This is a genomic window from Kitasatospora sp. NPDC051164 (assembly GCF_044455625.1).
GTDB lineage: Bacteria > Actinomycetota > Actinomycetes > Streptomycetales > Streptomycetaceae > Kitasatospora.
The window spans coordinates 160,152-183,189 of the sequence record NZ_JBITFB010000003.1 but is presented as its reverse complement, the minus strand read 5'-3'; the positions used below and the strand labels follow the sequence as shown (position 1 = coordinate 183,189).

Below are 23,038 nucleotides of genomic sequence, written 5' to 3'. Positions count from 1 at the left end.
GTGAGTGCTCCTCAGCCGGCGGCGCTCAGGCCGCGACCGTGGTCGAGGCGGGGGTGGGGACGTTCGTGGTCGCCACGGTGGGGACCTCGACCGGCGTGACGTCGTTGACGTTGTCCGCGCCGACCGGCTGGCGGCGGGAGAGCAGCCACATCGCGCCCGAGCCGGCCACCAGCGCGGCGCCGACCACGGCGACGCCCCAGCTGCCCTGACGGGCCAGCAGGGCCGCGCCGCCGGAGACCAGGCCGGCGGCCGGCAGGGTCAGGCCCCAGGTGTAGACCATGCGGCGGACCATGCTCCAGCGCAGCTCGCCCTTCGGGCCGCCGAGGCCGGCGCCCATGATGCCGCCGGAGCAGACCTGGGTGGTGGAGAGGCCGAAGCCCATGTGCGAGGACGTCAGGATGACGGTCGCGGCGGCCGACTCGGAGGCGAAGCCCTGCGGCGGCCGGATGTCGGCCAGGCCCTTGCCCATCGAGCGGATGATCCGCCAGCCGCCCATGTAGGTGCCGAGCGCGATCGCGGCACCCGCGGAGACGATCACCCAGGTCGGGGGCAGCGCGCCGTGCGGCAGGGCGCCGACCGAGACCAGGGTCAGGGTGATGATGCCCATCGTCTTCTGGGCGTCATTGGTGCCGTGCGCCAGCGAGATCAGCGAGGACGAGAAGATCTGGCCAGTCTTGAAGCCCTTCTCGGTGGCCGCGGCGTTGCCCTTGCGGGTGATCGCGTAGGCCAGCTTGGTGGCGCCCCAGGAGGCCAGGCCGGCGACGAACGGGGAGGCGACCGCCGGGATGATGATCTTGGTGACCACGGTGTCGAAGTTGACGCCGTTCATGCCGACGCCGACGATCGTGGCGCCGATCAGGCCGCCGTACAACGCGTGCGAGGAACTGGACGGCAGGCCGCGCAGCCAGGTCAGCAGGTTCCACAGGATCGCTCCGGCCAGTGCGGCGAAGATGATCTCGGGGTGGACCCCGGCCTTCTCGTTGACGATGCCGCCGGAGATGGTGGTGGCGACCTTCACGGACAGGAACGCGCCCGCGAAGTTGAGCACGGCCGCGATGGTGACCGCGACCTTCGGACGAAGGGCCCCGGTCGCGATCGCGGTGGCGGCCGCGTTGGCGGTGTCGTGGAACCCGTTGGTGAAGTCGAAGGCGAGCGCCGTGATGATCACAACGGCTACCAGGAACGAGATGTGTTCCATACCCAAACAATCGTCGTAGTTGTCGCACGGACGTTGGTGACGTTCGCGACCGTAGGTCTACTTGGTAAACGGAAGGTTAACTGAGCCGGGACTCGTGGTTCCGATGGTTGACTGATGGTGATCAGAAGCTTTCTGCAGGGTGACTTCGGCCCCGCTGAACTGGGCATTGGCGAAGAACACCCCGGTTCGACCGGGTTTGCTGAGAGCTGTCTCACACATCAATCGAGAATTAACCTCCCAGTCCGCGTGCGCCCTGTTTCCGACGAGTAACCCGTGGGAGGATCTGCGGGATCCGGGAGGCCGGGACAGGGCGCGGGGCGGGGAGGACCAACCCATGGGCGGGGCTGTACAGCGAACGGAGACGGCAGGCGTACGCCCCTGGGTGCGGGCAGCCCTGCGCTGCGGAGCCGTCCTCGCGGCAGCCGCACTCGCCCTGCCCGCCGCCGCCGGCGCCGCCTGGGCGGCACCCGACCCGGGGAGCGGCACGGTCGTCGCCGGCTCCGACCCGCTCGCCGCCGCCAAGGCCACCCTCGGCCCGCTGCTCGACCAGCTGCACACGCTCTACCAGAGCGCCGAGGCCGCCACCGAGCAGTACAACGGCACGGTGGCCAAGATCGCCGAACAGCAGGCCGCGCTCACCGACCTGCAGGGCCGGTTGGACCGCCAGCAGACCCAGGTCGACGCCGGCACCGACCTCGCCTCCCAGCTCGCCGCCGCGCAGTACCGCAACGGCGCCAGCTCCGCGTACGCCGAACTGCTGCTCGCCAAGGACCCGTACGAGGCCGTCACCATCGCCGAGTTGCTCGCCACCGCCAGCCGCTCGCAGTCGGAGTTCCTGGACCGGCTCAAGAGCGACCGGGACGCGCTCGACGGGCTGAAGAAGCAGACCGAGGAAGCGCTCAAGACCTCCCAGACCCTGGTCGCCCAGCAGGACGCCGCCAAGGCCAAGGTGGCCGCCGACCTCGCCTCGGTCGAGCAGGTGGTCTCCTCGCTGACCGGCGCGCAGCGGACCGAGCTGGAGCAGCTGGAGAAGGCGAAGGCCGACGAAGCGCAGCTCGCCTTCCTCGCCTCCGGAGCCCTCGGCAAGGGAGAGCGCACCCCCTCGCAGCAGGGGCGCGCAGCGGTGGCCTTCGCGCTGGCGCAGGTCGGCAAGCCGTACCTGTGGGGCGGCATCGGACCGGACTCCTTCGACTGCTCCGGCCTCACCTCGCAGGCCTGGCTGCACGCCGGGAAGCCGATCCCGCGCACCAGCCAGGAGCAGTGGGCGCAGCTGCCGCACGTGCCGCTGAACCAGCTGCGGCCCGGTGACCTGGTGGTCTACTTCCAGGACGCCTCGCACGTCGGGATGTACATCGGCGGCGGGCTGATCGTGCAGGCGCCGCGGCCGGGGGCGTTCATCAAGGTGTCGCCGATCGGCTCGATGGCGATCCTCGGGGCCGTCCGGCCGGACCCGTCCGGTGCCGCGGACGACGCGGGCGGCGTCTGGAAGGTGCCCGACCTGCCGGCCGGCTGGGACTCCGTGACGCCGATCGCGCCGAGCCCGGCCAAGCCCGCGCCGACTCCGCCGCCGACCGGCGGCCCGACCCCGCCGCCGGTCACCCCGGGCGAGCCCACCGGCACGCCCACCACACCGACCACACCGACCACGCCGACCACCCCGGGCGGGACCGGCACCCCGACCGACCCGGGGACGCCGTCGGGCACCGGCACGCCGACTCCGACGCAGACCCCCACCGGCACCCCGACCGGGACGCCGACCGGCACCCCGGCCACGCCCGCCCCGACCGGAACGGGCACCCCGACCGGCACCCCGAGCAAGACGGGCTCGGCCACCGCCTCCGCCCCGGGCAGCGCCACCGCGACGCTGCCGCTCGGCACGCCGACGCACTGACCCGGCTGCCCGACAAGCCCGACAGGAAGGCCGCCCGACGTCCGATGACGTGGGGCGGCCTTCCTGTCGTTCGTCGGGGTTACTCGCCGGTGTCGGGGGCGAAGCGGATGACGACGGCCTTGGAGGTCGGGGTGTTGCTGATGTCGGCGGTGGAGTCCAGCGGGACCAGGACGTTGGTCTCCGGGTAGTAGGCCGCCGCTCCGCCACGGGCGACGGGGTAGTGGACGACGCGGAAGTGCGGGGCGCGGCGTTCGACGCCGTCCTTCCACTCGCCGACCAGGTCGACGTATTGGCCTTCGGTGAGGCCCAGTTCGGCGGCGTCGGCGGGGTTGACCAGGACCACGCGGCGACCGCCCTTGATGCCGCGGTAGCGGTCGTCGAGGCCGTAGATGGTGGTGTTGTACTGGTCGTGGGAGCGCAGGGTCTGCAGGAGGAGACGGCCCGGCGGGACCTCGGGGGCGGTCAGCGGGTTGACGGTGAAGTTGGCCTTGCCGGTCGCGGTGGGGAAGGTGCGCGAGTCGCGGGGGCCGTGCGGAAGGGTGAAGCCGCCGGGGCGGCGGACCTTCTCGTTGTAGTCCGTGAAGCCCGGGACGACGCGGGCGATCCGGGCGCGCAGGGTGTCGTAGTCGGTGGCGAAGTCCTCCCACGGCACGGTGTCCCGCGGGCCGAGGACGGTGCGGGCGAGGCGGCAGACGATCGCGGTCTCGGAGAGCAGGCCGGGCGCGGGCGGGCGCAGGCCGCCGCGGGAGGCGTGGACCTGGCCCATCGAGTCCTCGACGCTGACGAACTGGGCGCCGGCGCCGGTGACGTCCCGGTCGGTGCGGCCGAGGGTGGGCAGGATCAGGGCGCGGGCGCCGGTGACCACGTGCGAGCGGTTGAGCTTGGTGGAGACGTGGACGGTCAGCCGGCAGCGGCGCATCGCGGCCTCGGTGACCTCGGTGTCCGGGGTGGCCGCGACGAAGTTGCCGCCCATCGCAAAGAAGACCTTGACCTTGCCGTCGCGCATCGCGCGGATGGTGTCCACCGAGTCGAGGCCGTGCTCGCGCGGCGGCTCGAAGCCGAACTCGTTCTCCAGCGCGTCGAGGAAGGCCTTGCTCGGGCGCTCGAAGATGCCCATCGTCCGGTCGCCCTGGACGTTGCTGTGCCCGCGCACCGGGCAGACCCCGGCGCCGGGACGGCCGACGTTGCCGCGCAGCAGCAGGAAGTTGACCACCTCGCGGATGGTGGGGACGGCGTGCTTGTGCTGGGTGAGGCCCATCGCCCAGCAGACGATGATCTTCTTCGAGCTCAGCACCAGGCGGCCGAGCTCCTCGATCTGCTCCCAGGGCAGGCCGGTCGCGGCGAGCACCTCGTCCCGGTCGGTCTTCCGGGCCTGGGCCTCGAACTCCTCGAAGCCGTGGCAGTGTTCGGCGACGAAGGCATCGTCGACGCCGTCCTGCTCCACGACGATCCGGTTGAGCGCGCGGAACAGCGCGAGGTCGCCGCCGAGGCGGATCTGCAGGAAGAGGTCGGTCAGCTTGGTGCCGTGGCCGACCAGGCCCCGGGCGTTCTGCGGGTTCTTGAACCGCTCCAGGCCCGCCTCCGGCAGCGGGTTCACGCTGACGATGGTGGCGCCGGCCCGCTTGGCGCGCTCCAGGGCGGAGAGCATCCGGGGGTGGTTGGTGCCCGGGTTCTGGCCGGCCACGATGATCAGGTCGGCCTGGTAGAGGTCCTTGAGGCTGACGCTGCCCTTGCCGACGCCGAGCGTCTCGGTGAGCGCCGAGCCGGAGGACTCGTGGCACATGTTGGAGCAGTCCGGCAGGTTGTTGGTGCCGAGTCGGCGGGCGAACAGCTGGTACGCGAACGCGGCCTCGTTGCTGGTGCGGCCGGAGGTGTAGAAGGCGGCGCCGTCCGGGGTGTCCAGGGCGCGCAGCTCCTCGGCGATCAGCGCGAAGGCGTCGTCCCAGGAGACCGGCGTGTAGTGGGTGGCGCCCTCGTCGAGCAGCATCGGCTGGGTGAGCCGGCCCTGCTGGCCGAGCCAGTAGCCGGAGCGCTCGGCCAGGTCGGCGACCGGGTGGGCGGCGAAGAACTCGGCGCGGATCCGGCGCTCGGTGGCCTCCTCGGCGACGGCCTTGGCACCGTTCTCGCAGAACTCGGCGGTGTGCGTCTTGTCCGGCTCCGGCCAGGCGCAGCCCGGGCAGTCGAAGCCGTTCGGCTGGTTGACCTTGAGCAGGGTGGCGAGGGTGCGGCGGGCGCCCATCTGCTCGGCGGCCATCCGCAGGCTGTGGCCGACGGCGGGCAGCCCGGCGGCCGCGTGCTGGGGCGCGGACACCTCGGGGGCATCCTGCGCCGGGTCGCTCTGCGGGGCCTGCTTGGCCATGACCGGTCTCCTCGGCTCTGCTGGATCCGGCCGTACCGCCGGGGCCGCCGCTCCGTCGCGGGGCTCGGTGTCCATCCTTCCACCTGGCCGTGGGCGGGGGGAGGGGCGGTGGACGGCGTCGGTAGAGTCCTGTCCGTCATGGCGGATGGGGGAGGGGCGCGTGCGCGTGGGTGACGTCCTGGACGGCCGGTACGAGCTGGTGGAGAAGCTCGGTCAGGGCGGGTTCGGAGTGGTGTGGCGGGCCCAGGACACCCGGATGCGGCGGCCGGTGGCGGTCAAGGTCATCGGGCACCACGGCGGGGACCAGGCGAAGGCGGCCCTGCGGTTCGTACGGGAGGCCTGCGCGGCCGGCAACCTGTCGCACCCGCACATCGTCACCGTGCACGACCTCGGCCAGTGCGAGGTCGGCGACCGGGAGGTCACCTTCCTGGTGATGGAGCTGCTCACCGGCCGCACCCTGACCGAGGTGCTGCGCGAGGGGCTGCCCGAACCCGCGCTCAGCCTGCGCTGGGGGCGGCAGATCAGCGGCGCGTTGGCGGCCGCGCACGACGCGGGCATGGTGCACCGGGACATCAAGCCGGACAACGTGATGATCACCGACGCCGGGCACCTCAAGGTGCTGGACTTCGGCATCGCCCAGCTGGACGCCGGCGCCGGCGGGCTGACCACCACCGGGACGATCGTCGGCAGCCCGGCGTACATGGCGCCCGAGCGGTGGACCGGCGGCCGGGTGGACGGCCGGGCGGACCTGTACGCGCTCGGCTGCGTACTGGTCGAACTCTTCACCGGGGCAAGGCCGTTCGGCGGGGACTCGACGCCGGTGCTGATGTACCAGCACCTCAACGAGGCGCCCCCGGCGCTGGACCCGGCGCAGTTCGGGCTGCCGCCGCAGGTGGCCGGGCTGGTCGCGGAGCTGCTGGCGAAGGACCCGGCGGACCGGCCGGCGGACGCCCGGACCGTCGAGCGGCGGCTGGCGGAACTGGCCGCGGCGCCGGGTGGCGTGCCGGGCGCGGTGGCGGCGGTGCCGACGGTGGTGGACCGGGCCGTGGCTGCGGCTGCGCCTGTGGCTGAGCCGGTCGCGGTCGGGCCGGTCGCGGTGGGGCCGGTCGCGGTGGGACCGGTGGTGCCGCCCGTGCCGACCGCTCCGCCCGTCGTGCCCCCGGTTGCGCCGCCCGCCGCACCCCCGTCCGCCCCGCCCGCCGCACCGCCCGTCGTGCCGGGCGCGGCCCCGTCGGTGCTGTCGCCGCTGACCACGCCGCCGGTGCTTGCCGCGCCGCCGCCCGACGCGGTACGGGCCGCGCTGCGCGAGCGGCGGTCGGCCGCGTACCGGGCGGCGACGGCCGGGGAGTCGGCGATGCAGCTGCAGGCGGTCGCCCAGGAGTGCGTGACCGCGCTCGGCGCGAGCGACCGGGACACCCTGTGCACCTGGCGGGACTTCACCTGGTACCTCAGCCGGGCCGGGGACCTGGACGGCGCGATCCGGCTGCTGACCAGCGTGGTGGACGACATGCGCTCGGCGCTCGGCCCGCTCGACCCGGACACCCTCGGCGCCCGCTACCACCTGGTGTGGTGCGTCGGCGAGAGCGGCGCGGCGGTCACCGCGATCCGGCTGCTGAGCGGGCTGCTGCCCGATCTGCACGCCGTCTGGGGCCCGCACGACACCCGCGTCCTGAAGGCCCGGCACGACCTTGCGGTGCACCGGGCCAACCGGGACGACCTGCAGGGCGCCGTGCTCGAGCTGCACGGGCTGCTGCCCGACCTCGCCCGGGTGCTGGGCGAGCACCACCCGAGTACCGTCCAGGCCTGGCAGGACCTGGCCGGCTACCAGCAGCGGCTCGCCGGTGCGGGCCGTAGGGCCGCGGGCGGCCCGCACCGGCGCCGGGCGCCGAGGGTCAGCCCGATGGAGGCGCTGGCCCTGGTGCGGCGGCTGCGGGTCTGGGACTTCGCCACCGACGAGGAGGCCCGGGCCTGCATGGACGCGCTGGACCGCGGGATCGGCCTGAAGGGCGTCGCGGACGTGGTGTTCGACGCGCCGGACCACGTCTCGGACGAGGACCTGGTGGAGGAGATCTTCGGGCCGTGACCCGTCGGCGCACGCTCACGCCGCCGGCGCCGCCCGGGGCCGGCTCGAGCAGCCGGCCGTCGGCGGGGCGACAGTGAGCGTACGGGCAGCTGCTCAGGCGCCGGAGCCCGGACAACGAGGCCGTGCGGTCCTCCGGGATCACCCCGCCCGGGCCCCAGCCGTAGCGAGATCCGGAAGATCCGGCCCGGGCTCGTTCACCCGTTCGTCCCCGCCCGCCGCTATGGTGACCCCTCCGACGGTGAACACCGAGCGGGCGCGGTCGAGTTGGGGGAGGACATGGACAAGGGCGAGGTGCTCGGCGGTCGCTTCCGACTGGAGGAGCGGCTGGGCCGGGGCGGCTTCGGCGTGGTCTGGCGGGCGACCGACACGACCATCAACCGGCAGGTCGCGGTCAAGGTGCTCCTCGCCGAGCACGCCGCCGACCGGGAGGCGGTCAGCCGGTTCGTCCGCGAGGCCAAGACGGCGGGCGGCCTCAACAACCCGCACATCGTCACCGTGTACGACTACGGGTGGACCGCGGCCGGCTCCGGGAAGATCCCGTACCTGGTGATGGAGCTGGTCCGCGGCCGGGCACTGTCCGAGGTGCTCAAGGACGGCCTGCCGGACCACGCGAAGGCGCTGCGCTGGATGCGGCACGTCTGCAAGGCGCTGGACGCCGCGCACCGCTCGGGCATCGTCCACCGGGACATCAAGCCCGAGAACGTGATGATCGTGACGGAGGGGGAGCGGGCCAAGGTCCTGGACTTCGGCATCGCCCGACTGGTCACCCAGACCGTCCGGCTCACCTCCACCGGCAACGTGATCGGCACCGTCCCGTACCTCGCGCCCGAGTGCTGGTCCGGCGGCACCGTGGACGGCCGGGCCGACCTCTACGCACTCGGCGTCATGCTGTACGAGATCTGCACCGGCGGGCGGCCGTTCCGCGCCACCTCCGCCGCCGAGTACATGTACAAGCACCTGGAGGAGGTCCCGCCCCGGGTGCGCAGTAAGGACCCGGCGGTGGCCGAACTGGTCGCCCAACTGCTTGCCAAGCGGCCCGAGGACCGGCCCTCCGGCGCCGCCGAGGTGCTGGAGCGGCTGCGCGCGGTCCGGCCGGGGGTGCTGCGCCCGGACGACCCCAGCCCGGAGCAGCTGCGCCGGCGGGCCGACCGGGCCTGGCAGCACGGCGCGGCGGGCGAGCCGGCCGAGGCGGTGGAAATCCTCACCGGTCTCGTCCCGGACTTCGCCCGGATCTGCGGCCCGACCGACCCGCGCACCCTGCGCACCTGCCACGACCTGGCCCTCTGGCTGGCCCGGGACGGCAGCCCGGGCGCGGCCGTCGCCCTGCTGGACGAGCTGACGCAGGTGCCGGGCGCCGCCCCGCAGGCCCGGGCCGACGCGCTGCGCGACCTCGCGCACTGGCAGCGGGAGGTCACCCGGCTCGGCCCGGGCCTGCCGCGCGCGCTAAGCCTGGGGGTGCTCCTCGGCGGCGACGCGCAGGGCGGCTGAGGCGCCCTCGGCGATCGGGTCGCCGTGCCCGAACACGACCGTCTCCACCGGCAGTGCGGCCAGCCGGTGGAAGGAGGCCAGCGCCCGGGCCGGGTCGGTGTGGAACACGCCGGGCCGCAGATTGCCCTGGACGTTGGACACCAGGTCCCCGGTGAACAGCACGCCGGGCCCGGGCAGGTGGAGGGCGATGCTGCCGTCGGTGTGGCCCGGCACGTGCAGGACCACCGCGCCGCCGCCGGTGTCCAGCACGTCCCCGTCCTCGACCTCGCGGTGCACCGGGCAGGGCTCGGCGGGCGGGATCGGCGGCAGGTCGTCCCACAGCTGCTGCTCGAACGGACTCAGCACCGGCGGCGCGGCCGGCTGCTCGCGCCGGATCACCGGCGCCTCGATCCGGTGCGCCACCACTTCGGCGCCCCAGCGGCGGGCGAGTTCGGCGGCCGAGCCGGTGTGGTCCTCGTGGTGGTGGGTGAGCACGATCCGGCGCAGCGCGGCCGGGTCCGGCCCGACGGCGCGGACGGCCTTCTCGATGGCGTCGGCCGAGTCGGCGATGCCGGTGTCGACCAGGGTCAGGCCGTGTTCGTCCCGCCACAGGTAGGCGGTGCCGAACTCCAGGGTGATCATGTGCAACTCGTCGCGTACCCGGGTGATCTCCATGGTCCGGATCCTGCGCGCCGCGCCGCCGCGGCACGCCCGCGTTCGCCCTGGGCGTGCGGGTGTTCGCCACCGGCGAAGCCGTTCGCGGCCGCCGGGTGGGGAGGGCGGGGTGGGGACCGTCCTCGGCGGCGGCCCGGTGTCAACCGTGCGTGCACCCGAGCCGGGGTCCGGACCGCGACGGGAATCGGGAGGATTTCGCCCATCGGGACGGTCTGGTCCCCCCACCCCGCGCGTTGGTATACCTCGTTGCCAGACTCGGGAGCGGTGTCCGTACCGCCCCGGTGAGCTGCGACGAAAGGCTGGTGACGGATCGATGAAGCTCCTTCGCGTCGGACCCCCGGGCGCCGAGCGCCCGGTCGTGCTGGGCGGGGACGGCACCGCGTACGACCTCTCCGGGCGGGCCCGTGACCTCGACGGGGCCTTCCTGGCCGGGCTGGACCCGGCCGCGCTGGCCCGGGACGTGGCCGCCGGCGTCCTGCCGGTGGTGGACCTGGCTGGGCAGCGCGTGGGCGCGCCGGTGGCCCGGCCGGGCAAGGTGGTCGGCATCGGGCTCAACTACCGCGACCACGCGACCGAGGCCGGGGCCGCGATCCCGGACGAGCCGGTGATCTTCCTCAAGCCGAGCTCCACGGTGGTCGGCCCGTACGACGAGGTGCTGGTGCCGCGCGGCGGCGAGAAGACCGACTACGAGGCCGAGCTGGCCGTGGTGATCGGCCGTGCCGCCCGCTACCTGGACTCGCACGCCGAGGCGGCCGCGGTGATCGCCGGCTACACGATCGCCAACGACGTCACCGAGCGGGCCTTCCAGTTCGAGCGCGGCGGCCAGTGGGACAAGGGCAAGTCGGCGGAGACCTTCACCCCGCTCGGGCCCTGGCTGGTCACCGCCGACGAGGTGGCGGACCCGCAGGACCTGTCGCTGCGGCTCTGGGTCAACGGCGAGCAGCGGCAGCACGGCAGCACCGCCGAAATGATCTTCCCGGTGCTCGAACTGGTCCGCTACGCCAGCCGGTTCATGGTGCTGGAGCCCGGCGACGTGATCGTCACCGGCACCCCGGCCGGGGTCACCCTGGGCCGCCCCGGCACACCGTTCCTCGCCCCGGGCGACGTCGTCGAGATCGAGATCGACGGCCTCGGCCGCCAGCGCCAGGTCCTCGGCAAGGCGTAGCCCCGCGCAGCCCCGACCCTTGGCACGGGGGTCGGGCCCTACCGCGCCGCCAGCACCTCGCGCAGCCGCTCCGCCCGCGGCGCCTGCGGGCCCTCCAGCGCGAGCAGCCCCGCCAGCACCTGCGCCGTCTGCGGATCGTGCAGCGCCGTCGCCGCCGCCATCGCGGTGAACTGGTCCACCAGCCAGTCGCGCAGCCCGGCCACCGGCAGCGCGCGCCCCTCGTCCAGCCAGCTCAGCGACGCGCCCTCGACCACCGCGATCCACGAGCGCACCAGCAGCGTCAGCCGCGGACCGGCCTCCCGCACGCCCAGGTGGCGCAGCGTCCGCCGCAGCGCGGCCCGCCGGACGTCGTCCACGATCGCCGAGGTGCGGGCCGTCTCCACCACCGAGCCGCCGCGCAGCAGCGCCGAGTAGCCCGCGTCGTGCTCGGCGACGAAGGTGAAGTAGCCGTCCAGCACGGCCGCCAGCTGCTCGGACGGCGTCCCGGCCAGCGGGACGGCGAAGCGGCTGGTCAGCTCGTCGGCCGCGGTGCGCAGCGCGGCCTCGTACAACTGCTGCTTGCCGCCCGCGAAGTAGCGGTAGACCAGCGGCCGGGAGGCTCCGGCGGCTTCGGCGACGTCGTCCAGGCTCACCTCCTCGGGCGGTCGGCAGGCGAACAGCTCCAGGGCGACCGCGATCAGCTGCTCGCGCCGCTGCTGGACCGGCAGCCGCCGGTAGCCGGTGCGGCGCGGGCGCGCGTCGGGGACGGCCGGGGCGGGCACCTGGTCGGATGCCGAGGTGGGGCGGGCTTCCATGGCCGTCAGCGTAATGGGCGTCCGACCGATCGGATCCTGTCCGGCCGAACGGATTTTCGCGGGTCGTCCCCGGGCGTCGGTCGTCGAGGGGCGCGGGCCGTCCCCGAGCGTCGGTCGTCGCCGAGCGCGGGTCGTCCCCGAGCACGGGCCGTCCCCGAGTACGGGCCGACGGATGCCGGTGGCAAAGGGGTTGCAAAAGGGCCGCACCACGAAATGATGTCCGGATGGTTGAAAAACTGATCACCGCCGACGGCAGCACCCCGCGCCGCATCGCGGACGGCTACGTCCGCGCCCTCGCCGAGCTCGACCCGCTGACCGCGGTCTACCTCGGCGTCAACCCCGAGGACGAGCGGCTGCCCGACCTCTCCCCGGCCGGTCGCGAGGCGATCGCCGACCTCGCCCGCCGCACCCTGGCGCAGCTTGACGAGGCCGAACGGGCCGGCGCCGCCGAGGACGAGGCCGAGCGCCGCTGCGCCCGGCTGCTGCGCGAGCGGCTGAGCGCCGAACTCGCCGTCCACGACGCGGGGGAGGACTTCCGCGCGGTGCGCAACCTGGCCTCCCCGGTGCACGACCTGCGGGAGTCCTTCACGCTGATGGCCACCGGCACCGAGGGTGAGTGGCAGGTGGTCGGCCGCCGGCTGGCGAAGGTCCCGGTCGCGCTGGAGCAGTACCGGCAGACCCTGGCCGAGGGCGTCGAGCGCGGCCTGCTGTCCGGCCCGCGCCAGGTGACCACGGTGGTCGGGCAGATCGGTGAGTGGCTGGAGGGGGACGTTCCCGGCGGCTGGTTCGGCCAGTTCGTCCAGGACGCGCCGGAGGGCCTGCGCGCCGAGCTGTCCGGGCACGCGGTGGCCGCCGCCGAGGGGCTGGCCGCGCTGCGCGACTGGCTGCGCGACGTGTACGGCCCGGCCGCCGCCGGCACCCCGGACGCGGTGGGCCGCGAGCGCTACCGCCGGTGGGTCCGCTACTGGGCCGGCGCCGACCTGGACCTGGACGAGGCCTACGCCTGGGCCTGGACCGAGTTCCACGACCTGCTGGCCCAGATGCGCGCCGAGGCCGAGAAGGTCCGCCCGGGCGCCGACCCGATGGCGGCGATGGCCTGGCTGGGCACCCACGGCCCGGCCGTCGAGGGCGCCGAGGGCATCCGGGAGCACCTGCAGGGCCTGATGGACCAGGCGATCCGGGACCTCCAGGGCATCCACTTCGACCTGGCCGAGCCGGTCACCCGGGTCGAGTCGAAGATCGCCCCGGCCGGCAGCGCCGCCGCGCCGTACTACACCCCGCCGTCGCTGGACTTCAACCGCCCCGGGCGGACCTGGCTGCCGCTGCTCGGCCGGGAGCGCTTCCCGCTCTGGGACCTGGTGTCGACCTGGTACCACGAGGGCGTGCCGGGCCACCACCTGCAGCTCGCGCAGTGGAACTACGTCGCCGACCGGCTCTCCACCTACCAGGTGAGCCTCGGCGGGGTCAGCGCCAACCTGGAGGGCTGGGCGCTGTACGCCGAGCGCCTGATGGACGAGCTCGGCTACCTCACCGACCCGGGCCAGCGCCTCGGCTACCTCAACGCGCAGATGATGCGGGCGCTGCGGGTCATCGTCGACATCGGCATGCACGCGGGCCTGGCCTTCCCGGCGGACTCCCCGTACAAGCCGGGCGAGCCGGTGAGCCCGGAGCACGCCCGCGAGTTCTTCGGGCAGTACTGCGGCCTGTCCGACGACTTCCTGGACAGCGAGCTGGTCCGCTACCTGGGCATGCCCGGCCAGGCGATCGGCTACAAGCTCGGCGAGCGCGCCTGGCTGCGCGGCCGGGCGGCGGCGCGGGCGGCGCACGAGGCGCGCGGCGAGGAGTTCGACCTCAAGGCCTGGCACATGGCGGCGCTCTCGCAGGGCTCGCTGGGTCTGGACGACCTGGTCGAGGAGCTCTCGGCGCTCTAGTCGGCGGTACCGGACCGGGGTTCGCGCCGGGGTCCTGGGGGGCTCGTCCCGAAGTCCCAGGGCCCTGGTTTTTTTGTCCCAAATGTCTGATTTGGCAAGATTTTTCCTTGCCATGGCGTCGGGCCGGGGTATTGGCTGGAAGGCGACTGCGTGACCTCTCCGCCCGACTCCGGAAGGTTCGACCAGTGACTGCGCAACCCGCCACCGGTCATGAGCACGCGGACAGCCGACGCTGGTGGGCGCTGGCCGTCATCGCCGTCGCCCAGCTCATGATCGTCCTCGACATCACCATCGTGAACATCGCACTGCCGTCCGCCCAGCGCGACCTGGGCATCTCCGACGCCGACCGGCAATGGGTGATCACCGCCTACACGCTCGCCTTCGGCGGCCTACTGCTGCTCGGCGGACGGTTGGGCGACCTCTTCGGCCGCAAGCGCGTCTTCACCATCGGCCTGCTGGGCTTCGCCCTCGCCTCCGCCCTCGGCGGCGCGGCGACCGACTCGGCCATGCTCTTCGGCGCCCGTGCCCTCCAGGGCGCGTTCGGCGCGCTGCTCGCCCCCTCCGCGCTGGGGCTGCTCTCCACCACCTTCTCCGACCCGAAGGAACGCAGTACGGCCTTCGGCATCTTCGGCGCGATCGCCGGCGGCGGCGCCGCGATCGGCTTCATCGCCGGCGGCCTGCTGACCGAGTACCTGAACTGGCGCTGGTGCCTGTTCGTCAACACCCCGATCGCCGTCGGCACCGCATTCGCGGCCTTCTCCGTGCTCAAGCGCGACCACGTCGCCAAGGGGCGCCGGGTCAGGCTGGACCTGCCCGGGGCGCTGCTCGGCTGCGGCGGCCTGCTGGCGATCGTCTTCGGCACCTCCGAGGCCGTGACCCGGGGCTGGGCCGACGGCCTGGTGCTCGGCGCGCTGTTCCTGGGTGTGGCGCTGCTCGCGGTGTTCGTGCTGGTCGAGCGGCGCAGCGCGCACCCGCTGCTGCCGGTGCACATCGTCGCCGACCGCAACCGCGGTGGCGGCGCGCTCTCGGTCGGCCTGGCCATGGTCGGCATGTTCGGCCTGTTCCTGTTCCTCACCTACTACCTGCAGGCCATCAAGCACTTCTCGCCGGTGGTGTCCGGGCTGTCCTTCCTGCCCATGACGGCCGCCATCGTGCTGGCGTCGACGGGCATCGCGGCCCGGCTGATGACCAGGGTGCCGTCCCGGAACCTGATCGCGCCGGGGCTGGTGCTCGCCGGGGCCGGCATGGCCTGGCTGACCCAGATGAAGGTGGACAGCCCGTGGGCCGGCATGGTGCTGCCCGCCGAGCTGCTGCTCGGCTTCGGCATGGGCCTGGTGTTCATGCCGTCGATGAGCCTGGCCACCCTCGGGGTCGCCCCGAACGAGACCGGCGCGGCCTCCGCCACCATCAACTCGGCCCAGCAGGTGGGCGGTTCGTTCGGCACGGCGCTGCTGAACACCATCGCGGCCAGTGCCACCGCGAGCTTCCTGGCCACCCGGATCGCCTCCGACCCGGCGGTACGGGCGCAGGGCGCGGTGCACGGCTACGTGACCGCGACCTGGGTGGCGATGGGCGTCCTGCTGCTGGCCGCGCTGGTCGCCTTCCTGATGATCGACCACCGACCGGAGCCCGGTGAGGCCACCGCCGTCGTGGGCGGCGCGGAAGCGGAGGCCGCGGCAGCCACCGCCGTGCGGGCCGTGGACGGACGACCGGTGGACGCACGGCCGTTGGACGGGCAGCCCGTCGACGGGCGGCCGAGCCCCCGGGAGGCCGCCATGGCCGACGTCAAGGCCAACGTCCGGGCGGATGGCGAGGTCCGGACGGAAGCGGGGGTGGAGCGGCCACCGACCGATTGAAGTTGCAGCAAGGTCTTGCAGTCAGCCTTCGGCGCCTGCTTGACTCCTGGCCACCGTCCGGGGATCAAGGAGGCGCCGCCGTGCTGCCCGAGCCTGAGCCATCCGAATCCGAGCCGTCCGAGACCGTGCCGCCCACGACCGTGGAGTCCTCGCCGCCCGAATTCGACCTACTCGTCGTCGGCGGCGCCGGCGTGGACACCATCGTCCGGGTCGAGCGGCTGGAGATCCCGCCCGGCGACTCGCAGTTCGTCGGACCGGTGCGCGACTACGTCGGCCACACCGGCAACGGCGTCGCCCTCGGCGCCCACCACCTCGGCCTGCGCACCGCCTTCCTCGACTTCCTCGGCGACGACCCGCAGGGCGCCCTGATCCGCGCCGCCTACGCGCGCCACGGCCTGCACTTCGCGCACCTGGTGAGCCCGCACGGCACCCCGCGCGGGGTCAACCTGGTCGACGCCGCCGGCCGCCGGTTCTCCTTCTTCGACGGCCGCCACCCCGCCGACCTGCGGCTGCCGCGCGACTTCTACCTGCCGTACGCCGAGCGCAGCCGGCACGTCCACCTCTCCATCACCGGCGTCAACCGGGACATGTACGGCGACCTGCGCCGGCTCGGCCGCACCACCTCCACCGACCTGCACGACTGGGACGGCGCGAACCCGCACCACCGGGACTACGCGCTCGGCTCCGACCTGGTCTTCCTCTCGGTGGCCGGCTGCCGCGGCCGGCACGAGGAGGTGATGCGCGCGATCCTCGCCGAGGGCCGCGCACGAGTGGTCGTCGCCACCGCGGGCGCCGAGGGCTGCCACCTGCTCGCCCGGGAGGACGGCGTGCTCCGCCACCTGCCGGCCGTCGACCCGGGCCGCCCGGTGGTGGACACCAACGGCGCCGGGGACGCCTTCGTCTCGGGCTTCCTGTACGCCTGGTTCCAGGGGCGCCCGGCGCTGGACTGCGCCCGGGCCGGCTCGCTGGCCGGGGCCTTCGCCTGCACCGCCGCCGGGACGCACACCGCCTTCATCGCCGCGGGGGAGCTGAATCGCTTACTCGGCGCCGGGTGAGCTTTTTCTCATCAGGATCCCAGCCTTCGATAACGACCTTTCCAGGCGGAGGCGGCATAGTCGTTGACCGAACGCCGCCACCGAACCCGGCAGGAGAGCCAGGCATGGGTCAGCACCGCCTTCCGAGGTCCCGCCGCCGACGCCTGCTGGCCCCCTCCCTGTTCGCCGCGCTGTCCGCGGTCGTGGTGGCCGCCGCGGTGACCGGGACGCACATGCTGGACCTGTCCGACGCGACGGCCGCCGGAAAGGCCGCCCGCAGCACCCGCACCGCCGTTGTCGCGCCCGACCCGACCGGCACGGAAGCGGCGGCCGCCCCGGTCGCGGCGCCCGCGCCGACCGACAGCCCGACCCCGAGCGACCCGCCCGCGCCCACGGCCTCGCCCACTCCCGCGCCCGCCCCCACGAACACCGACACCCCGACGGCCGCGGCGACCGCCACCCCCGCCACCTCCGGCGCCGCCCTCGGCGCCACCGCCCCCGCCCCCGCCGACGCCCGCGAAACCGCCACCGTCGGCGCGCTGTTCAGCGGATCGGTCGCGGCCGGCAACCACTTCTGCACCGCCAGCGTGCTGCACAGCGCCACCGGCAACCTGCTGCTGACCGCCGCGCACTGCCTCACCGGCACCGACGGCGTCACCTTCGCCCCCGGCTACCGCGACGGCTCCGCCCCGTACGGCACTTGGCGGGTGACGGCGATCCACACCACCAGCGGCTGGTCCCAGAAGGGCGACGTGGACGAGGACTTCGCGATCCTGGAGACCGCCCCCAGCAACGGCCGCAAGGTCGAGGACGTGGTCGGCGGCAACCGCCTGGGCGCGGACGAGCCCTTCGACGCCCCCGTCCGCCTGTACGGCTACCCTGCCGACTCCGAGACGCCCGACCTCTGCACCAACTCCACCGGCCGGCAGAGCACCTACGAGCGGGTCATCCGGTGCCCGGCCTACCCGGCCGGCACCAGCGGCGGCCCCTGGATCAACACCGCCACCGGCGACGTGGTCGGCGCCATCGGCGGCTACCAGCAGGGCGGCGATTCCGACGACGTCTCCTACAGCGCCTACTTCGACCACACCATCGCGGCCCTCTACATCCAGGCCGAGGCCACCGCGTCCTGACCCGGCCCGCCCGTCCGGCCCCCGGGCCGGAGCGGCAGGCCCGGAACATGACGAAGGCCCAGATCCGTGGATCAACTCCACTGATCTGGGCCCTGGTTACACTCCCGCGAAGAGTGCCCCCGGTAGGATTCGAACCTACGCACCCGCCTCCGGAGGGCGGTGCTCTATCCCCTGAGCTACGGGGGCCTGTCGGCCTGTCGGACGCTTCCGCGTTCCGACGGAATGAACACTACCAGGCTTCGGCAGCGGTCCGTGCACGGGTTTCCCGGAAGATCGTCGGGGCGGCGACGGGCGGCGGGGGAGCGGAAGTGTCCAAAGGCCGGACGGGGCGGCGGGGCCGCGGATAACCTCGGTGAGGTGTCGGGAGTGTCCGGGCGGGTCCTCGTGGTGGACGACAGCGAGGTGATCCGCCAGCTGATCAGGGTCAACCTGGAGCTCGAGGGCTTCGAGGTGGTGACCGCCGCCGACGGCGCCGAGTGCCTGGAGGTCATCCGCCGGGTGGAGCCCGACGTGGTGACCCTGGACGTGATGATGCCGCGACTGGACGGCCTGCGGACGGCGGCCCGGCTGCGCGCGACGCCGGATACCAGCCGGCTGCCGATCGCGATCGTGAGCGCCTGCACCCCGGCGGATCTGGACCTGGGGGACACCGTCGGTGTGGACGGCTACCTCGGCAAGCCCTTCGACCCGGCCGACCTGGTGGCCCTGGTCCGGCGCCTGATGCGGCTCACCGGCCGGCCCGACGGGTTTCGCCCTGAGCGAACAGAGCGTACGGAACGCGGCTGACACCCCGGGGCGGACGGCGCGTCGGCGCCTCCGGGCGTCTCAACCGGTAAACCGGGTGGCGGGCGGGTACCCCGTCTCGCCTACGCTTGGCGTCGTGACCCCCGCAGACCTTTCCCAGGCAATCCAGGCCGCAGTGAGCACCGCCGTCGAGGCGGGCGAGCTGGCCGTCGCCGTGCCCGAGCACGTGACGGTCGAGCGGCCCAAGAACAGGGACCACGGCGACTACGCGACCAACGTGGCCCTTCAGCTCGCCAAGGCGGCCGGCAAGCCGCCGCGAGCCGTTGCGGAGGTCCTGGCCGAGCGCCTGCGCGGGATCACCGGCGTCGCCAAGGTCGACATCGCCGGTCCGGGCTTCCTGAACATCACCCTGGACACCGCCACCGCGGGCGCGCTGGCGCGCACCGTCGTCGAGGCGGGCGAGGCCTACGGCCGCAACGAGGCGCTCAACGGCCTCAAGATCAACCTGGAGTTCGTCTCCGCCAACCCGACCGGCCCGATCCACATCGGCGGCGTCCGCTGGGCCGCCGTCGGCGACTCGCTGGCGCGCGTGCTGCGGGCCTCCGGCGCCGACGTCACCACCGAGTACTACCTCAACGACGCCGGTGTGCAGATCACCAAGTTCGCCGCCTCGCTGCAGGCCGCCGCGAACGGCCGCGAGGTGCCCGAGGGCGGGTACGTCGGCGAGTACATCGTCGACATCGCCAAGGCGCTCACCGACGCGATCCCGGGCGTGCTCGACCTGCCCGAGGACGAGCAGCTGCGCGTCTTCCGCACCGAGGGCCTCAAGCTCATGGTGGCCGAGATCAAGCGCTCGATGGACGAGTTCGGCACCCACTTCGACGTGTGGTTCTCGGAGAACACGCTGCACGAGTCCGGCGCCGTCGAGAAGGCCCTCGACCGGCTGCGCGAGCAGGGCCACGTCTTCGAGCAGGACGGTGCGATCTTCCTGCGCACCACCGACTTCGGTGACGACAAGGACCGCGTCCTGATCAAGGCCGACGGCGACAAGACCTACTTCGCCGCCGACGCCGCGTACTACCTGTCCAAGCGGGACCGCGGCGCCGAGGTCGCGCTCTACATGCTGGGCGCCGACCACCACGGCTACGTCAACCGCCTCAAGGCCATCTCGGCCTGCGCGGGCGACGACATGAACCACAACATCGAGGTGAAGATCGGCCAGTTCGTGAAGATGCTTCGCGACGGCGAAGAGGTCCGCATGTCCAAGCGTGCGGGCAACATCATCACGATCGACGACGTGGTCGAGTGGATCGGCGTGGACGCCGCCCGCTACACCCTGGCGCGCTCCTCCACGGACTCGACGATCACGCTGGACATCAACGTCCTCACCAGCCAGACCAACGAGAACCGCGTCTTCTACGTCCAGTACGCGCACGCCCGGATGTCCTCGCTGCAGCGCAAGGCGGCGGACCTGGGCATCACGCGCTCGGCGGACTTCAAACCGGAGCTGCTGAGCACGGAGTGGGAGACCGACCTGCTCGGTCAGCTCGGCGAGTTCCCGCGCGTCATCGCCGCTGCCGGCGAGCTGCGCGAGCCGCACCGGGTCGCCCGCTACCTGGAGGACCTGGCCGGCGCCTACCACCGCTTCTGGGACAACTGCCCGGTCCTGCCCAAGGGCGACGACGAGGCCACGGACCTCACGCACGCCCGCCTCTGGCTGGTCGAGGCGACGCGCACCGTGCTCGCCAACGGCCTGACGCTCCTGGGCGTCTCGGCGCCCGAGCGGATGTAGGCACCACCCCCAAGCGCACGGCGGGGGCGGCTGACGGTCAACGGAGACCGTCGCCGCCCCTCGCCATAGGCCCCGAAGGACAGGATCGATGAGCCGTTCCGCACACCCCGCAGGCCCCCGTCACGGCGATGTCCTGCCCGAGGGCCACTACCAGGCCCCGCCCGCCGACCTGAACGCGCTCGACCCCAAGGTCTGGTCGCGCACCGTCGCCCGCGACGCCGAGGGCGTGGCCACCGTCGGCGGGATCGACGTCAGGCGGCTGGCAGCCGAGTTCGGCACCCCGGCGTACGTGCTGGACGAGGAGGACTTCCGGTCCCGGGCGCGCGCCTGGCGGGACGCCTTCGGCACCGAGGCGGACGTCTACTACGCCGGCAAGGCGTTCCTCTCCAAGGCGGTCGTGCGCTGGCTGCACGAGGAGGGCCTCAACCTCGACGTGTGCAGCGTGGGCGAGTTGGCCGTGGCGCTGGCCGCCGGGATGCCGCCGGCGCGGATCGCGCTGCACGGCAACAACAAGTCGGCGGACGAGCTCGAGCACGCGGTGAAGACCGGCGTCGGGCACATCGTGGTCGACTCCTACGAGGAGATCGAGCGGCTCGCCGCGATCGCCGCCCGCCAGGGCGTGCGCCAGCAGGTGCTGATCCGGGTCACCGTCGGCGTCGAGGCGCACACCCACGAGTTCATCGCCACCGCGCACGAGGACCAGAAGTTCGGCCTCTCCCTGAACGGCGGCGCGGCCGCCGAGGCGGTGCGCCGGGTGCTCCGCCACGACAGCCTGGAGCTGCGCGGCATCCACTCGCACATCGGCTCGCAGATCTTCGACACGGCCGGCTTCGAGGTGGCCGCCCGCCGGGTGGTCGGCCTGCTGGCGCAGATCCGCGACGAGCACGGCGTCCAGCTGCCAGAGATCGACCTCGGCGGCGGCCTCGGCATCGCGTACACCAGCGAGGACGACCCGCGCGAGCCGGCCGAGATCGCGGCCGCGCTGGCCGACATCGTCCGCCGCGAGTGCGCCGCCGCGAACCTGGACGCCCCCCGGCTGAGCGTGGAGCCGGGCCGGGCGATCGTCGGCCCGACGGCGTTCACGCTGTACGAGGTCGGCACCGTCAAGCCGCTGGAGGGCCTGCGCACCTACGTCAGCGTGGACGGCGGGATGTCCGACAACATCCGCACCGCGCTGTACGACGCCGAGTACTCGGTGGCCCTGGTGTCGCGCACCAGCGACGCCGAGCCGATGCTGGTCAGGGTGGTCGGCAAGCACTGCGAGTCCGGCGACATCGTCGTCCGGGACGCCTTCCTGCCGGCCGACCTGGCCGCGGGCGACCTGATCGCGGTGCCCGCCACCGGCGCCTACTGCCGCTCGATGGCGAGCAACTACAACCACGCCCTGAAGCCTCCCGTGGTGGCCGTCAAGGACGGCGCGGCGCGGGTGATCGTCCGGCGCGAGACGGAGGAGGATCTCCTGCGTCTCGATATCGGATGACGAAATTCTTGTCTCAGATCATGGAACGACCGTAGATCCGTACGGAAAGTCCCGGAGACTGGTACGGACCGAAGTTCCCGGCGGCCCCGGAAAACCGCCGGAAATACCGAAGCACGATGAATGCAGAGCGGAGTCGGATGATGCGTACGCGACCGCTGAAGGTGGCGTTGCTGGGTTGTGGTGTGGTGGGCTCCGAGGTGGCGCGCATCATGACGACGACGGCCGACGACCTCGCCGCTCGCATCGGTGCCCCGGTGGAGCTGGTCGGGATCGCGGTCCGCCGGGCCGGGCGGGTGCGCCCGGGTGTGCCCGAGCACCTGATCACCACCGACGCCGAGGCCCTGGTCAACCGGGGCGACATCGACGTGGTGGTCGAGGTCGTGGGCGGCATCGAGCCCTCCAAATCCCTGCTCCTGTCCGCGTTCAAGCAGGGTGCCTCGGTGGTCAGCGCCAACAAGGCGCTGCTCGCCCAGGACGGCACCGAACTGCACGCCGCGGCCGCCGAGGCCGGGGTGGACCTGTACTACGAGGCCGCGGTGGCGGGCGCCATCCCGCTGCTGCGCCCGCTGCGCGAGTCCCTCGCGGGCGACAAGGTCGACCGGGTGCTGGGCATCGTCAACGGCACCACCAACTTCATCCTCGACAAGATGGACACCACCGGCGCCGGCTACTCGGAGGCGCTGGAGGAGGCCACCGCGCTGGGCTACGCCGAGGCCGACCCGACCGCCGATGTCGAGGGCTTCGACGCCGCCGCCAAGGCCGCGATCCTGGCCGGCATCGCCTTCCACACCAAGGTCACCGCGGCGGACGTCTATCGCGAGGGCATCACCGAGGTGACCGCCGCCGACATCGCCTCCGCGAAGGAGATGGGCTGCGTGGTCAAGCTGCTCGCGATCTGCGAGCGGGCGTCCGACGGCGAGTCCGTCACCGCCCGCGTCCACCCGGCGATGATCCCGCTCTCGCACCCGCTGGCCTCCGTCCGCGAGGCGTACAACGCGGTGTTCGTCGAGGCCGAGGCGGCCGGCCGACTGATGTTCTACGGCCCGGGCGCGGGCGGCTCGCCGACCGCCTCCGCGGTGCTCGGCGACCTGGTCGCGGTCTGCCGCAACAAGCTGGCCGGCGCCACCGGCCCCGGGGACTCGGTGTACACCCGGCTGCCCGCCAAGCCGATGGACCAGGTGGTCACCCGCTACCACGTCAGCCTGGACGTGGACGACCGTGCGGGTGTGCTCGCCCAGGTGGCGTCCGTCTTCGCCGAGCACGGCGTCTCCATCGACACCGTGCGCCAGCAGGGCCGCGACGGCGACGCCTCGCTCGTCGTGGTCACCCACCGTGCCACCGACGCCGCGCTGTCGGCGACGGTCGACAAGCTCCGCGCGCTGGACAGCGTGCGGGACGTGGCCAGCATCATGCGGGTCGAAGGGGAATAAGGAACA

16 protein-coding genes and 1 tRNA gene are annotated in these 23,038 nt (G+C 73.3%); 12 read left to right on the top strand and 5 right to left on the bottom strand.

All coding sequences use genetic code 11. The features are described 5' to 3' along the window. Nucleotides 1-25 precede the first annotated feature (25 nt). Nucleotides 26-1,198, bottom strand: coding sequence for an inorganic phosphate transporter (locus ACIBEC_RS05800; protein ID WP_360498574.1), 1,173 nt, complete (start codon nucleotides 1,196-1,198; stop codon nucleotides 26-28). Nucleotides 1,199-1,532: 334 nt separating this feature from the next. Between ACIBEC_RS05800 and ACIBEC_RS05795 the strand changes: the two genes are divergently transcribed. After that, entirely contained in the window at nucleotides 1,533-3,089 is a 1,557-nt protein-coding gene (locus tag ACIBEC_RS05795; protein ID WP_360498576.1) for an NlpC/P60 family protein, read from the top strand. A 79-nt stretch (nucleotides 3,090-3,168) separates the two neighbouring features. Here ACIBEC_RS05795 and ACIBEC_RS05790 read toward each other — a convergent pair whose 3' ends face one another. Next, nucleotides 3,169-5,448, bottom strand: a complete 2,280-nt coding sequence (locus tag ACIBEC_RS05790) for an FdhF/YdeP family oxidoreductase (RefSeq protein ID WP_360498578.1) — start codon at nucleotides 5,446-5,448, stop codon at nucleotides 3,169-3,171. A 160-nt stretch (nucleotides 5,449-5,608) separates the two neighbouring features. Here ACIBEC_RS05790 and ACIBEC_RS05785 point away from each other — a divergent pair, with 160 nt between their 5' ends. Both ACIBEC_RS05785 and ACIBEC_RS05780 read left to right on the top strand, forming a co-directional pair. Then, nucleotides 5,609-7,531: a serine/threonine-protein kinase gene (locus ACIBEC_RS05785; protein WP_360498580.1), complete on the top strand. Its 1,923-nt coding sequence runs from the start codon at nucleotides 5,609-5,611 to the stop codon at nucleotides 7,529-7,531. 276 nt (nucleotides 7,532-7,807) lie between these two features. Then, a complete protein-coding gene (locus tag ACIBEC_RS05780) occupies nucleotides 7,808-9,019 on the top strand; it encodes a serine/threonine-protein kinase (protein ID WP_360498582.1) in 1,212 nt (403 codons plus the stop codon). Here the strand turns inward: ACIBEC_RS05780 and ACIBEC_RS05775 are convergent. Beyond that, nucleotides 8,975-9,673, bottom strand: coding sequence for an MBL fold metallo-hydrolase (locus tag ACIBEC_RS05775; protein ID WP_360498584.1), 699 nt, complete (start codon nucleotides 9,671-9,673; stop codon nucleotides 8,975-8,977). The genes ACIBEC_RS05780 and ACIBEC_RS05775 overlap by 45 nt on opposite strands. 313 nt (nucleotides 9,674-9,986) lie before the next feature. Here ACIBEC_RS05775 and ACIBEC_RS05770 point away from each other — a divergent pair, with 313 nt between their 5' ends. Next, nucleotides 9,987-10,838, top strand: coding sequence for a fumarylacetoacetate hydrolase family protein (locus tag ACIBEC_RS05770; protein WP_360498586.1), 852 nt, complete (start codon nucleotides 9,987-9,989; stop codon nucleotides 10,836-10,838). 38 nt (nucleotides 10,839-10,876) lie between these two features. Here the strand turns inward: ACIBEC_RS05770 and ACIBEC_RS05765 are convergent, their stop codons facing one another. Continuing rightward, nucleotides 10,877-11,632, bottom strand: coding sequence for a helix-turn-helix domain-containing protein (locus tag ACIBEC_RS05765; protein ID WP_360498588.1), 756 nt, complete (start codon nucleotides 11,630-11,632; stop codon nucleotides 10,877-10,879). A gap of 224 nt (nucleotides 11,633-11,856) precedes the next feature. Between ACIBEC_RS05765 and ACIBEC_RS05760 the strand changes: the two genes are divergently transcribed. The 4 genes from ACIBEC_RS05760 (at nucleotide 11,857) to ACIBEC_RS05745 (ending at nucleotide 17,586) form a co-directional block, all read left to right on the top strand. Further along, the gene (locus ACIBEC_RS05760) at nucleotides 11,857-13,563 is read left to right on the top strand and encodes a DUF885 domain-containing protein (RefSeq protein ID WP_360498590.1); all 1,707 of its coding nucleotides are present in this window, start codon (nucleotides 11,857-11,859) and stop codon (nucleotides 13,561-13,563) included. Between the two features lie 185 nt (nucleotides 13,564-13,748). Then, nucleotides 13,749-15,419 (top strand): MFS transporter, encoded by a 1,671-nt coding sequence (locus ACIBEC_RS05755; protein WP_360498592.1) that lies wholly within the window; start codon nucleotides 13,749-13,751, stop codon nucleotides 15,417-15,419. Between the two features lie 140 nt (nucleotides 15,420-15,559). Then, nucleotides 15,560-16,474, top strand: coding sequence for a carbohydrate kinase family protein (locus ACIBEC_RS05750; protein WP_360498806.1), 915 nt, complete (start codon nucleotides 15,560-15,562; stop codon nucleotides 16,472-16,474). A gap of 104 nt (nucleotides 16,475-16,578) precedes the next feature. Further along, nucleotides 16,579-17,586 carry a serine protease gene (locus ACIBEC_RS05745; protein ID WP_360498594.1) on the top strand — a complete coding sequence of 336 codons (1,008 nt, stop codon included), beginning with the start codon at nucleotides 16,579-16,581 and terminating at the stop codon, nucleotides 17,584-17,586. A gap of 114 nt (nucleotides 17,587-17,700) precedes the next feature. On the opposite strand, the gene ACIBEC_RS05740 is transcribed toward ACIBEC_RS05745, so the two are convergent. Beyond that, a tRNA-Arg gene (locus tag ACIBEC_RS05740) sits at nucleotides 17,701-17,772 on the bottom strand. Nucleotides 17,773-17,952: 180 nt separating this feature from the next. Between ACIBEC_RS05740 and ACIBEC_RS05735 the strand changes: the two genes are divergently transcribed. The 4 genes from ACIBEC_RS05735 (at nucleotide 17,953) to ACIBEC_RS05720 (ending at nucleotide 23,032) form a co-directional block, all read left to right on the top strand. After that, nucleotides 17,953-18,372 carry a response regulator gene (locus ACIBEC_RS05735; RefSeq protein WP_360498807.1) on the top strand — a complete coding sequence of 140 codons (420 nt, stop codon included), beginning with the start codon at nucleotides 17,953-17,955 and terminating at the stop codon, nucleotides 18,370-18,372. A gap of 94 nt (nucleotides 18,373-18,466) precedes the next feature. Then, entirely contained in the window at nucleotides 18,467-20,122 is a 1,656-nt protein-coding gene (argS, locus tag ACIBEC_RS05730) for an arginine--tRNA ligase (RefSeq protein ID WP_360498596.1), read from the top strand. A gap of 88 nt (nucleotides 20,123-20,210) precedes the next feature. Continuing rightward, complete coding sequence (lysA, locus tag ACIBEC_RS05725; RefSeq protein WP_360498598.1) at nucleotides 20,211-21,602, top strand: diaminopimelate decarboxylase; 1,392 nt, start codon at nucleotides 20,211-20,213, stop codon at nucleotides 21,600-21,602. Nucleotides 21,603-21,739: 137 nt separating this feature from the next. Then, nucleotides 21,740-23,032 carry a homoserine dehydrogenase gene (locus tag ACIBEC_RS05720; protein WP_360498600.1) on the top strand — a complete coding sequence of 431 codons (1,293 nt, stop codon included), beginning with the start codon at nucleotides 21,740-21,742 and terminating at the stop codon, nucleotides 23,030-23,032. The last annotated feature ends 6 nt before the right edge of the window (nucleotides 23,033-23,038 follow it).